The following is a 13,241-nucleotide window of genomic DNA, read 5'->3' as shown; positions in this document are numbered from 1 at the left end:
ACAAACGTTTTGAATTAACAGAAAAGAGGATAAAGACTGATGGAAACGACAACACATTCACCACACCGGTGGCTAATTTTAGCCGCCGTATCATTTTTCGCATTTATGGACACACTGGATGGTAGCATTGTTAACGTGGCTCTCCCGGTTATTAGCAAGGGGTTAAACATCCCCATGAACCAAGCCGAATGGATCGCATCAATTTATTTGGTCACCATCTGTTCACTATTACTCATCTTTGGAAAACTTGGGGATGCATTGGGAAAGAATCGCATTTTTAAAATTTGAATGATCTTGTTTACCATCGGGTCACTCTTAGCAGGGTTTAGAAGTAACCTCCAGTTATTATTGTTTGCCCGTGTGATTCAGGGGATCGGCGCTGCAATGACGATGGCCACTAACCTTGGCATCATCACAGAAGCCTTTCCGATGGCAGAACGTGGTCGTGCCCTGGGAATTACCGGGTTCATTGCCGCACTAGGCGCGATTATGGGGCCCGGAATTGGGGGACTATTACTGGGCTTTTTGCCGTGGGGCTACATCTTTTGGATCAACGTTCTGGTTGGGATCGCGTTGATGATTTTGGGGGCTGTTGTGTTAAACAAAGATAAAACAACGGCTTTATCAGCGTTTGATCGACTGGGCGCGACGCTACTTGTTCCTGGATTGATCTTACTGTTTGGGGCGTTCTTTATTGGGCAACAGGTTGGGTTTTCAAACGGACTGATCGTCGGTGCGTTTGTTTTGGCAATTGTATTATTAGGAAGTTTCATTTGGCATGAGCTTCATAGTGACGACCCAATTCTTGACTTTGGCCTGTTTAAAAACCGGCAATTTTCCGTGAGCTTAACCAGTGCCCTGTTTATTTTTATGACAAACTTTTTCTTCAATGTGATTACGCCATTTTATTTAGAAAATGCGCGCCAAATCAAACCGCAAACAGCGGGGCTATTACTGATGATCTTTCCGGTGGCGCAGCTCATTGCCTCGCCAATTTCCGGGGCCATTGCCGATAAACTCGGGGCTAATCGATTGTCCCTTGTCGGTCTTTTGTTATTAACGATTGGCCAGTTGAGCCTGATTCTTGTCGGTCAATCGACATCAATGGCGGTTTTTGGCGTCGGGATTGCGATTCTTGGGTTTGGTAACGGAACGTTCCAAGCGCCCAATAATGCCCTATCAATGGGCTCTGTCCCAAGTCAACAATTGGGCGCCGCTGGTGGGATCAACGCGTTTGCCCGTGAATTAGGCATGGTGACGGGAATTGCGGCCTCAACAACGATTCTATTTTCAGCGATGGGGCACAAGGTTGGCCACCATGTGAGTGGGTACCTTGCCGGTCAACCAGCTGTGTTCATTTATGGGATGCACGTGGCCTTTGCGGTTGCTTTGACGGTCTGTGTCATCTTACTGATCGTTAATTTTTATGATGCTGAAAAAGACCCGCACGGCCGCGTAACGATTGGTTAGGCAACCGAGGGGTTACTCAGCGTCTTTTGGCGTCAAAAGCGTTATGATACACGTGTTCAAAGTTTGAAAGTGGAGGATGATTCAATGACTGTTGTAACAGAGACTTATTCGTTAAGTAACGGGGTTCAAATTCCGAAAGTTGGCTTTGGGACGTGGCAGATTCCCGCGGGCGAGGTGGCCTATAACGCCGTTGCTAACGCGTTGAAACTGGGCTATCGGCACATTGATACGGCGAAAGCTTATCAAAATGAAGCAAGTGTTGGTCAGGCGATCCGCGATTCGGGGATTCCTCGATCAGACATCTTTTTGACGTCAAAGCTACCCGCAGAAACGAAAACGTATGAGGGTGCGTTGGCAGATTTTGAAGTAACGTTTGCTGCACTGGACGTTGATTACCTTGATTTATATTTGATTCATGCGCCGTGGCCATGGGGCAACATTGGCACGAACCATGACGCTGATAACGTCGCTGTGTGGCGCGCAATGGAAGAAATTTATAAGAGTGGTCGTGTAAAGGCCATCGGAGTTTCAAACTTTAATGTGCATGATTTGCAAAACGTGATGGCAACGGCTGAAATAATGCCACAGGTTGACCAAATTCAGTACTACATTGGGTTTACAGAACCAAAGATCACGACGTTTGCTAAACAAAACGACATCTTGATTGAAGCCTACTCACCATTAGCAACCGGGGACCTCCTGGATAACGCCGTGGTGACGACAATGGCAGATAAATACGGGGTGAGCGTGGCGCAATTAGCACTTCGTTTCTGCCTGCAAAACGAGGTGTTGCCACTACCAAAGGCGACCAGTGAGGCACACATTGCGGCCAATAAGGAGCTGGACTTTGAAATTACGGCAGCCGACATGGCAACGTTGAATGACATGGCCGATCCAGCACCAAGTCACTTCCACAACGAGACGCAAGGCTAACGTTGTACTATAAGTGCGAAATAAAACGACTGACTTTCCAATGAGATTTTGGAAGGTCAGTCGTTTTTAGTTAAACAGACTAACTGAAGCTAAATTTTGGGTGATGCGCACGGTGCCCATCATGAACGAATCACCTTTCGGTGGACTGCACGGGCGTAATAACCGGCGATAACGATAAGTGCAATGCAAGCGCCCCAAATGGTGTGTGGGCCCCAGAAGCGTTGCAAAAGTGCGGAAATAACGGCCCCACCGGCAAATCCGCCGACAAGTTCAAAGAAGATGAGTGCGGTTGTGAGTTGTTGCTGGTCATGGTGGTAATGATATTCACCAATGGCGATCATGGCCTTTTTTAGGTTTCCGGTTGAGAACACGTTGTTATACGCGCGGCCCTCAATCTTACTAAACGCAGTTGTTTGCATGGCCATGGCTAATGCTAACGGTGGAACGATGAAAAAATTAGCAACACTGGTTGGAAGAAAGCCAACGATGAGGCAGACCAGAAATTCAATGGCCAGACTGGGAATCCGCCAGTAATGCGTTTTATGACGGTGTTTAAAAATGGTCACCGTGAGGACGCCGATCGAAAAGAAAATCACGGTAATAAACTTCGTGAAGACCCCTGGCAAGTTATGTTTCGCAACGTCCACGCTTAAGAAAATGAGGTTCCCGGTTTGACCTGCTGCAAGGGCGCCCCCACGTTGGACGAATGTGTATGCATCAATAAACCCGCCAATCATGGTGAGGGTAACGGCGATCAACCGCAGTTGGTGAATTTGTGGTCCGTCAGTGTTATCGTGATTTGGCATTCTTAACTCCTTTAGATAAAGCAATGTTTCCAGTGTAGCATAGTCTTGAACTAAGGCGACGCTGGGTCAATCATTAGTCGCACCGTGGAATATGGCTTAGGGCAAGGATTTCGGTATTTTGGATTATGGTAATAATTGGCGTATGCTTAATAGTGTTTAAGCGGAACCGAAACGACATTTGAAATGAATATAAGCATAAACTTTGCGCGATGATTAGTTTAACTGTTAAAATGGAGACTAACGAGTCGTACATCTGCGCAACTGAGCGTTGTTATGTCGCGATCGATTCCACCGAAGCCAGCTACAGAAAGGACTGAGGCGATGAACCAGATTGCACAGGAAAAAACAAACCACCACTTCATCCGTCAAGGATTAAGTGAGCAGGCCGTGAGCGAGCGGCAGGCAGCCTATGGAAAGAATGAATTGCAAGAACCCAAAGCGCCAAGCATTTGGAAGAAGATTGCCGAACAATTAACAGAAGTGACGGCCATTATCTTACTGATTGCGGTTGCGCTGTCGACGTACATGGCCATTGCCTTAAACGGTGGGTGGACGAAACCGATTGTGATTGGTGCAATCGTTGTTTTGAACGTCGCAATTGGGCTGTATCAAGAACAGAGTGCGGAGCGTGCACTAGCAGCACTTAAAGAAATGAGTGTCCCAACGGCGCGTGTTCGGCGGAATGGAAAAGAATTAGAAGTTCCCGCCGCAGACATCGTGGTTGGTGACGTGGTGCTTTTAAGTGCAGGAGATCGCGTACCTGCGGATGGAATTTTAGAAACTGTAACCTCATTGGCAGTGGATGAAGCCATCTTAACGGGTGAAAGTGAAGCGGCCGAAAAATCACTGACTGGCAACGGTGACGATGTGACCTCCATTGGTGATCAGGTAAACCGGGTGTTTGCCGGAACTGCCGTAACCCGTGGGTCAGGAACAATGATTGTTTCTGCCATTGGGATGAAAACAGAACTAGGTCAAATTGCGGACTTACTAAACGCCACAAAACCGAAAAAGACTTTGCTCCAGAAACGCTTGTCTCGACTCACGTTAACGTTGACGGGCGTAGCCGTGATCGGCGGAATTATCATCTTCTTATTGAGCATGCTGCAATCATTAGGCAGCACTGCTGATAACCTGATGATGGGAATTTCCTTAGCGGTTGCCGCGGTGCCGGAAACATTGCCGGTCATTGTGACGATTAGTTTAGCCGTTGGGGTTCAAAAGATGGCCAAGAAGAATGCAATCATTCGTCAAATTGGTGCCGTTGAAACCATTGGGAGTGTTGATGTCATTGCGTCTGATAAGACAGGAACGTTGACGCAAAACAAGATGACGATTACCCGGTTATGGGCGCCTGGCGAAGCGGTTACCACAGTTAGTCAGGAACAGCCGTTATCACCAGCGGCCGAAACGCTGATGCGCTACTTTGGCTTGGCGACAAACGCGACCATTGTTGAAACGCCAGATGGCGAACAAACGGCTGGTGACGCCACGGAGTTAGCCATCGTGCGGATGCTTCAACAGCATAATATGTCCCGGGAAATATTTGAACAATCAGCACCCCGAATTGCTGAACGACCATTTTCATCAGCCGTTAAAACCATGTCAACGTTGCATGAGCTTTCTGATGGACGGTTCATGCTGATCGTCAAAGGGGCTGTTGACCGGTTGCCGGTTACTTTAGGAGCCCCAGAAGAACGTGAGCTAACACGGGTCCATGATGCGTTTGCGCATGACGCACTGCGGGTGCTTTCAGTAGGTTACCGGGTCTTTGATGAAGATCCAGGCCGCGACCTTGAGGCCCTTGAGCATGACCTGACGTTTGCCGGTATCATTGGGTTGATCGATCCGCCACGACCAGAAGCAGCGCCAGCCGTTGCAAAGGCACGTGCTGCGGGGATCAAGCCAGTCATGATTACCGGTGATCACAAGGAAACAGCGCGGGCCATTGCGGAAGCAATTGGGATCTATGAGCAGGGCGACCTGGCTGTGACTGGTGCCGAGTTAAACAAGTGGGATGATGAAACGTTGGCAAAGAACGTTGAGCATGTGAGCGTTTTTGCCCGGGTGTCGCCAGAAGATAAGATCCGGATCGTTAACGCATGGCAGAGTCATGGCAAGATCGTTGCCATGACGGGTGATGGAGTGAATGACGCACCAGCACTGAAGGCTGCTAACGTTGGGATCGCCATGGGAATTACCGGGACGGAGGTGGCAAAGGGTGCCGCTGACATGATCCTGACGGACGATAACTTTGCGACAATCATTGACGCGGTTTCAACTGGCCGGACGATTTACCAAAACATCTTAAAGGCCGTTGAGTTCCTGGTTGGGGTTAACTTTGCCCAGATCTTCCTAATGTTAGGGAGTGTTCTGATGGGGTGGGGTGCACCACTGATTGCGGAACAGCTGCTACTGATCAATGTGTTGGCGGATGGAATTCCAGGCTTTTACATTGCTCGGGAACCAGGTGAAGCAAACGTGATGAACCAACCACCTGTGCCAAATGATCGAAGTATCTTTGCTGATGGATTAGGTGTGCGGATGGCCTGGCGAGCTGGAATTTACACGGTGTTAACGCTCGGAATCTACGCATTGGGTCGGTTTGGCCTAACTGCAAATCAGGCGGTCGTCGGGTCCACGATGCTGTTCGTTGTCTTGGCCATTGGGTCAATGATTGACATCTACCCAATCAAACGGCGCGAACCGTTGACGTGGGCGTCAATTAAAGCGAATAAATCATTGAACTGGGCATTGGCCGGTGCGGGGCTTGCCGTTATCGCAATTGCCGCCATCCCTGTTTTACAAACGGCGCTTGGGTTAACCAGTTTAACGCCGGGGCAATGGTTGATTAGTCTTATTGCGATGGTGCTTCCAACATTGATTTTGGAGGGGCTAAAACGCCGATCCTATTCACGTCGGCCATTGATGGCAACACGTGAACTGGACCGTGACTAACATTGCTGAATAAGAGAAAATTAAAAGGCACTCATGGATTTTTCCATGGGTGCCTTTTATGGCGTTAATCTTCGTCCTGGAAGGCTTCCAGTGCTTCACGGGCAATAAAGTACACCAGCACCAATGCAGCAACTGAGTCTGCCCACCACCATCCAAGAAAGGTGGTTGCTAGGGCACCGAGTAAGACCGTGCCGGCCATGTAAGCACAAGTGAAGTTGCACATGCCGTCTTCGATGAGGGCGGCTGAGTGAAGTGATTGGCCAAGGCGTCGTTTTGCGACCGCGAGAATTGGCATAAAGAGTACGGAAACCACGGCGACAATAATTCCTAATAAACTCGTATCGGCGCCCTGATGATTCACGAGGTTAACGATGGAAATGATTGTGACGTAAGCGGCCAGAAGAAAGAGAACGGCACCGACCAACTTGGTTGAGCGAGCTTCTGCCCGGGCGATGGTCGCTTCATCCGCCCCATGACGTTCTTTTTGAAGCCGCCAGATGAGCGCACCTCCGGCAATGATTTCTAAGAGACTATCCAAACCAAAAGCAATAAGCAAGACGGAATGGGCAGCGAGGCCAGCGTAAACGCCGAGTAAAAATTCTCCGGCCATCCAGGCTAGTGAAATGATCTCTGTGGTTAGTGCGAGTCGTAACGTTATTTGGGTGGTGTTATTCACCATGGTGGCGCCTCCTAATGACGTGATCTGCATGGGCAAGGGCTTCGTTTAAGACGTCCATGATGTGTGGATCATCGAGTTGATAAACGTTGGTTTTGCCAACGCGGGTTGCGGTAATGAGCTGGTGCTTTTTGAGTAAGGCAAGCTGGTGTGAAACTGCAGACTGTTCTAGGCCAAGAGCTTCGCTCAACTCAGAAACGTTGGCAGATTGTTGTTCCAAAATGTTCAATAATTGCATGCGTGTGGGGTTACTGAGGAGCATAAAGATGGTGTGCGTTTCGTTAATGAGCTTGGTTGGTAACGGGTTTTGATCAATCAACATAAATGACAATCCTTTCATATGACGAATACATCATATAACGATTTTATCAGATAAACAAGGATTCTTATTTAGGAACTCGCCATAGCGGTCGCGGCAATGCTAAGATGTTAGGGAGACAATCAATTTATGTAAGAATAAACGCTAAAGGAAGCAATCAACAAGAGGTGAAGAACAGTCATGACAGAACGAGAAGCACAGATCCTGGCATGGATTAAACAAAATCCAATGATCAGTCAAAATGAACTGGCCGAACTCGCCGGTATTACGCGTTCTGGTGTCGCCGCTCATATCTCTAATTTAATGAAAAGAGGGTATCTGCGGGGGAAAGGCTACATTGTCACACCGCCAAGTTACGTGACCGTGATCGGTGGTGTCAACATGGATATCTTTGGCGTTGCGGATGCTAATATCGTGGATAAAAGCTCAACGGCTGGGCGTGTTTATTATGCAGTTGGTGGGTTGGGCCGGAACATGGCACTCAATCTACGCAAACTAGGACTTCCAAACTACTTTATTTCAGTTTACGGAGACGATAATAACGGTGAACAATTTAAGGCTGATGCGCTTGCAAATGACATCGATATTACGTATTCAAAGCAATTGGCAAATACCAATTCATCGACGTACCTGTTTGTTAATCAACCCAGTGGTGACCGGGTGGTTGGATTAGATGATATGACAATTAATGACCGGTTGACGCCTGACTTTTTGGCAGAACGATTAGATGTGATCAATAACTCAACGGTGGTGGTCATTGATTCAAATCTCCCACAAGAAACCGTTGCTTGGTTATATGAGCATTGTACCCGACCACTTTTTGCGAAAGCAGTGTCGGCCACAAAGGCGCCCCGGTTACGGCCACAGTTAGGCGCGTTAGATACACTTGTTTTAAACGCCCTTGAGGCGCCGGTCTTAGCGGATATAAGTGTCACGGATGAAACTTCTGCTCGGCGTTGTGGTGAGATTTTGCATCAACAAGGTGTTGAGAACATTTTTATCTATATTGATGCTCTTGGCATGTTGTATCAAAGCGGTGATCAGCAACGCTTTTACCCTGAGCAGGCCATTCATCAAATGAATACTAATGGTGCAGGCGCTGCGGCAATGGCAGCACTGGTGTGGGCGCGCCAGAATGAGCTCTCATTTGAAGAGACGGCACAAGTTGCGAATGCGGCAGCATATCTGAGCATGGAGAGCATTGACGCGGTTAATGCAGACTTGAATGTTGATCAATTAAGAGACAAACAACACCGACTCTTTGATTAGGTAACGCTAAACGAGACCACTTTCTTAAAACGAAAGTGGTCTTTTTGTCGTGCAGTATTAAAGGCAACGCTTGTGAAATAATCGTTTAGGCTCAATGGGCTAAGCATTAGCGCGTAAGACAACATCAATTAAAAAAATGATAGCGCTAACATTCGCTGTTGACAGGCGCTTTGATTAGATGTTACTTTAAACATGTCAAATGTTTATACGAATAAACAAGTGTCAGTAAAGGCGATTTTAAGTGATGGAGGATAATTCTGATGAATCATTCACAAAGTGAGCCAACTGAAGGCTATGTTGTCGTTATTGGTGGCATGAATATGGATATTTTTGGAATGCCGCGTGAAAAGGTGGTTGAGCGAGATTCCAATCCAGGGGTTGTTGGAATGTCGGTCGGGGGTGTCGGGCAAAATATCGCTCAGAATTTGGCCCACCTAGATGTCCCCACGTATTTAATCACGGTCTACGGCGATGATTACAATGGGCAGTTGTTAGCAGCGTCCTGTGAAAAGCAACAAATTCATTTAGACTACGCGGAACAGGAAAAGGACCGCCATTCATCGACGTATATGTACATTACGGATGAAACGGGTGACATGTTGGTAGGCGTCAATGACATGGATATTTGTCAGCAGATCACACCAGCATTCTTGGAAAAGCGTCTATCATTTATCAACCAAGCAAGCATTTGTTTATTGGACGCAAATTTAAATCCTGAGACGTTGAATTGGATTGGAAACAATGTGACAGCACCGTTATTTGGTGACACGGTCTCAACGATTAAAGCGCACCATTTTGATGGGATTTTGGATAAGCTAATGGTTTTGAAGCCCAATGCACTCGAGGCATCGCTTCTGACAGGGATTGAGATCCATGACACTGCTTCAGCTCATGAAGCAGGACAAGCGCTCTTAGATCGTGGTGTCCAAAACGTCTTTATTTCACTGGGGGCCGCCGGAATTTTATGTGCAAATCATGACGAAACAACGCTTATTCGACCGTTTAATACAACGATTGTTAACGCGAATGGGGCTGGTGATTGTGGAATGGCCGCCATTACATGGAGTTACTTCACCGATCCACAACGGAAGCTTAATGAGGTGGGGCGGATTGCCCAGGCAGCTTCAAGTATCGCCTTAGAAAGTACGAAATCAGTTCCTGACATTACAACAACACAGTTGCAACACAAATTAACCAGCGATGTAGTCGCTAACTAAGGAGAAATAATAATGATCAAACAAATTTACTCACTAATTCAGTACGATGAGAGTGTTGCCACGATGGAAGCCGGCGCAGATAACATTGGGTTAGTCCCCATGCAACATGGTGGTGTGCCCGCACATCGCGTGCCAATTGACCGGGTTCATAAAATTTTTGACGAAGCAAAACGTCGTGGCGTGACGTCGGTTGCCATTATGCTGACAAACGACCCAGAAGAAGTGCTGGACTTAGCTAAAGAAATTCAACCAGACATTCTCCACATTGCCGGCGATGGTTATGCAGCAGATGAAACGTTTGCCAAACGGCTTAAGGAAGTGGCACCGAACACCGAACTGATGCAAGCGGTATTAGTCGATAATGAATCCGCAATTGATCGTGCCAAACACTTTGCACCGTTCGTTGACTACATTTTATTAGACTCAGGTCTCGCTCATGATACGGGAATTGGTGCTAGTGGCGAAACACATAATTGGGACATTGATGCACGAATCGTTCAAGAAGTGGATGTGCCAGTCATTGAAGCTGGAGGAATGGGTCCTGAAAATGTGGGCGATGCCATTCGGAAAATCAAGCCGTATGGGGTGGATTCATTGACCCGGACCAGCATCAAATACGAAGGCGGAAACATGGAAAAGGACATTGATAAAGTTCGGGAGTTTTGCCAAAATGCGGACGCTGCTGCTCGTGAACTTGGTCTGTAGGCGATCGTTGTGAGTAAGCAACAGTTGACGCCAAAACGGATCCTCGTCGCACTAACGGGGATCTTCTTAGTTTGTATTGGCGTGGCATTTAACAACAATACACGCCTGGGTAACGATCCGGTTGGAATCATCTACGATGGATTACGCGCAGCATTTCATATTCCGCGAGTTCAGCTGGGGATGGTCTCCAATGTATTTAACGTGGTGTTAATCGTGCTCTTGTTTTTGATTGGTCGGCGCTACGTTAACATCGGAACGGTAATGTACCTTGTCCCGTATGGACTTTTTATCAGTATTGGGTCGCATTTGTATCCATATTTGTTCACGAACACCGCGCTGTTGACCAGGATTGGTGCCGGTGTCGTGGGGATTAGTTTGTACTATCTAGGCATTAGTCTCTTCGTGGCTGCTGATATTGGTGTTGACCCGTTTAACGGGTTCATGCTAACCATTCGTGATAAAACAGGGTGGAGTTTGCGACGAAGTAAGATGACGTTTGATGGCTGCTTAATGGTGGTCGGCGTCCTGCTTGGTGGTCAATTTGGGGTGATTACAATCGTCGCTGCATTAACGACTGGACCAGCAATTCAAGCTTTGAGTGGGTTGTTTCAACGACAATTATTTATCGAAGGGGCACAAAAAGATGGAATTTAAATTATTACAGCAGGTTAAAGTTGTCACGACAGATCATTTGGATCAGACCTTGTGTGAGATCATGGCGGCAACGGGCTATCAACGGCCGTTGTTTGTTATGGACCATTTTTTAACCCAGGTCGCTCTCGTTAAAGAAGCGGAGGCCGCACTAACAGCGGCTGGCATCGAAATCGCCATCTTTGACCAAGTGGTTTCAGATCCGTCAACGGCGGTTGTTGACGCGGGGGTCGAGGCGTTTGAAGCACACCATGCGGATGCGATTATTGCGATTGGCGGCGGGAGTTCAATCGACGTTGCTCGGGGAATTAATATCGTTCGAACAAATGGTGGTCGGATCAAGGATTATTTGGAACCATCGGCGGTTATAAAACCATGTCACGGCTTGATTGCTGTGCCAACAACTTCTGGAACAGGTAGTGAAATGTCGAACGCCTTGGTTGTGACGGATGAAGAAACACAACAAAAAACGGCAATTCTGGCTGATGGTGCGGTTAGTGAATATGCGGTATTGAATCCAGATCTGCTACTATCATTGCCCAAGAGCATGACAATTGCGACAGGGTTGGACGCCTTTTCTCATGCAGCGGAAGGCTATTTATCAAACTTGGCGTCACCAGTAACGGATGCAATCTGTGAGAAAGTGATGTTTCTTCTGTACAACTACTTGCCACGAGCCGTTAATAACGGACAGGATCGTGAAGCGCGTGAACGTGTGATGGTGGCCGCTACACTGGCAGGGTGGATGTTGAACAACGCAGGGACGAATGTTGGTCATTCAATTGCCCATGTTTTGGGCTCAAAGTACCATATTGTCCACGGTGAGGCTGTGGCCTACGCGTTGCCAGGGGTGATGGCCTATGTCGGCCCAGCAATGCCACACAAAGTTCGTGAAATCGGCCAAATCTTGGGAGCTGTTTATCCTGAAAACGCACCAGAAGCGCAAACGACGCTTATTGCCGTTCGAGCGTACAAAGCGTTTCGTGACCAAATTTTGGGTCTTCATCCGTTTAGTGATTACAAGTTATCGTCTGCTGAGCTTTCCAGTAATGCGGAAGCTGTGGCTCATGAACGGTTTGCGGGGAACACGCCGCGTGAGGTAACGGTGGCAGGTGCGCAGAGTCTTTTAGCCACATTTGGTGAGCAGTGAGCGCAAAAATGGTTTAATAAAGATAACGTTGGGGACACTGAAGGGAGTCAGTTTTAATGACAAAAATTATTTTGGATTGTGATCCGGGGCATGATGACGCACTGGCCATGATGATGGCAATTGCTTCACCTAAAATTGAATTAGCGGCCGTCACCACATCGGCTGGGAATCAAACACCTGCTAAAACGTTGAACAATGCGTTGCGGCTATTGACGCTGATGAAGCGGCAGGACATTCCGGTGGCTGCGGGAAACCAGACCCCGCTGGTTCAACCATTGGCAACAGCTGGTAACGTTCACGGGGAAAGTGGGCTGGATGGGGCAGAACTGCCAGATCCAACGTTTGAACCCCAATCACGCCCAGCCATTGAATTAATGGCTGAAACGGTCCGAAATAGTCAGGAGCCGGTGACACTAGTGGTGACCGGGCCGATGACGAATGCGGCCCTGTTCCTACGGGTTTATCCGGAGCTTGCAAAGCAGTTAAAACAAATCGTTTATATGGGCGGGGCCATGGGGTTAGGTAACTGGACCCCATCCGTTGAGTTCAATATTTACGTGGACCCTGAAGCGGCCAAGATTGTCATGAATTCTGGGATTCCAATGGTGATGGCGCCGTTGAACGTCACACACCAGGCCCAAATTATGAAAGATGAAATTACAGCCATTGGTAAGATCAATAATCCGGTGGCCCATGCCTTTGAAGGACTGTTAAACTTCTTTGAACGCTACCATGAAGCGCCAAAATGGGGCTTCACGGGGGCGCCGTTGCATGATCCTTGTACGATTGCATGGTTGATTGACCCAACCATGTTTGAAGGGGAGCAACTCAACGTGGATGTTGAAACAAAGGGCGAACTGACGAAGGGTGAAACAGTGTGTGATTATTATGATCTGACGGATAAACCGAAGAACACATTGGTCTTGTTAAAGATCGAGCGACAACGGTTTATTGATTTGATCATGGAATCGTTGAAGACGTTTAATTAAAAGAGAGCGCGCTGGCGCGCGATTAGGCTCACTCAGGTAACGTAAAAGGACGCTTATGGACGGGTTTTAGTCCATGAGTGTCCTTTTACGTTACCTGA

11 protein-coding genes and 1 pseudogene are annotated in these 13,241 nt (G+C 47.8%); 9 read left to right on the top strand and 3 right to left on the bottom strand.

Going from position 1 to position 13,241, the window contains the following annotated elements; all coding sequences use genetic code 11:
- Positions 1-39: 39 nt before the first annotated feature.
- Positions 40-1,470 (top strand): annotated as a pseudogene (locus tag ACKTR5_RS08425) (MFS transporter).
- Between the two features lie 84 nt (positions 1,471-1,554).
- Positions 1,555-2,403, top strand: a complete 849-nt coding sequence (locus ACKTR5_RS08420) for an aldo/keto reductase (RefSeq protein WP_407880747.1) — start codon at positions 1,555-1,557, stop codon at positions 2,401-2,403.
- A gap of 119 nt (positions 2,404-2,522) precedes the next feature.
- On the opposite strand, the gene ACKTR5_RS08415 is transcribed toward ACKTR5_RS08420, so the two are convergent.
- Positions 2,523-3,209: a YoaK family protein gene (locus tag ACKTR5_RS08415; RefSeq protein WP_407880745.1), complete on the bottom strand. Its 687-nt coding sequence runs from the start codon at positions 3,207-3,209 to the stop codon at positions 2,523-2,525.
- A gap of 321 nt (positions 3,210-3,530) precedes the next feature.
- Between ACKTR5_RS08415 and ACKTR5_RS08410 the strand changes: the two genes are divergently transcribed.
- On the top strand, positions 3,531-6,167 hold the full coding sequence (locus ACKTR5_RS08410) for a cation-translocating P-type ATPase (protein ID WP_407880743.1): 2,637 nt from the start codon (positions 3,531-3,533) through the stop codon (positions 6,165-6,167).
- A gap of 64 nt (positions 6,168-6,231) precedes the next feature.
- Here ACKTR5_RS08410 and ACKTR5_RS08405 read toward each other — a convergent pair whose 3' ends face one another.
- Complete coding sequence (locus tag ACKTR5_RS08405) at positions 6,232-6,846, bottom strand: cation transporter (protein WP_407880741.1); 615 nt, start codon at positions 6,844-6,846, stop codon at positions 6,232-6,234.
- The gene (locus ACKTR5_RS08400) at positions 6,836-7,165 is read right to left on the bottom strand and encodes an ArsR/SmtB family transcription factor (RefSeq protein WP_407880739.1); all 330 of its coding nucleotides are present in this window, start codon (positions 7,163-7,165) and stop codon (positions 6,836-6,838) included. Before ACKTR5_RS08400 ends, ACKTR5_RS08405 begins: the two co-directional genes overlap by 11 nt.
- 177 nt (positions 7,166-7,342) lie before the next feature.
- On the opposite strand from ACKTR5_RS08400, the gene ACKTR5_RS08395 reads away from it, so the two are divergent.
- The 6 genes from ACKTR5_RS08395 to rihA all read left to right on the top strand — a co-directional run bounded on the left by ACKTR5_RS08395 (position 7,343) and on the right by rihA (position 13,143).
- Complete coding sequence (locus tag ACKTR5_RS08395) at positions 7,343-8,431, top strand: PfkB family carbohydrate kinase (RefSeq protein ID WP_407880738.1); 1,089 nt, start codon at positions 7,343-7,345, stop codon at positions 8,429-8,431.
- A gap of 260 nt (positions 8,432-8,691) precedes the next feature.
- Positions 8,692-9,648: a PfkB family carbohydrate kinase gene (locus ACKTR5_RS08390; RefSeq protein WP_407880736.1), complete on the top strand. Its 957-nt coding sequence runs from the start codon at positions 8,692-8,694 to the stop codon at positions 9,646-9,648.
- A gap of 12 nt (positions 9,649-9,660) precedes the next feature.
- A complete protein-coding gene (locus tag ACKTR5_RS08385; RefSeq protein WP_407880735.1) occupies positions 9,661-10,353 on the top strand; it encodes a phosphoribosylanthranilate isomerase in 693 nt (230 codons plus the stop codon).
- 9 nt (positions 10,354-10,362) lie between these two features.
- A complete protein-coding gene (locus ACKTR5_RS08380; protein WP_407880734.1) occupies positions 10,363-11,007 on the top strand; it encodes a YczE/YyaS/YitT family protein in 645 nt (214 codons plus the stop codon).
- A complete protein-coding gene (locus ACKTR5_RS08375; protein ID WP_407880733.1) occupies positions 10,997-12,154 on the top strand; it encodes an iron-containing alcohol dehydrogenase in 1,158 nt (385 codons plus the stop codon). Before ACKTR5_RS08380 ends, ACKTR5_RS08375 begins: the two co-directional genes overlap by 11 nt.
- 56 nt (positions 12,155-12,210) lie before the next feature.
- Complete coding sequence (rihA, locus tag ACKTR5_RS08370; protein WP_407880732.1) at positions 12,211-13,143, top strand: pyrimidine-specific ribonucleoside hydrolase RihA; 933 nt, start codon at positions 12,211-12,213, stop codon at positions 13,141-13,143.
- Positions 13,144-13,241: the final 98 nt, after the last annotated feature.

The organism is Furfurilactobacillus entadae (genome assembly GCF_045862745.1).
GTDB classification, from domain to species: domain Bacteria; phylum Bacillota; class Bacilli; order Lactobacillales; family Lactobacillaceae; genus Furfurilactobacillus; species Furfurilactobacillus entadae.
Note: the sequence above shows the minus strand (reverse complement) of the source record. Positions and strands in the feature narration are given on the sequence as shown.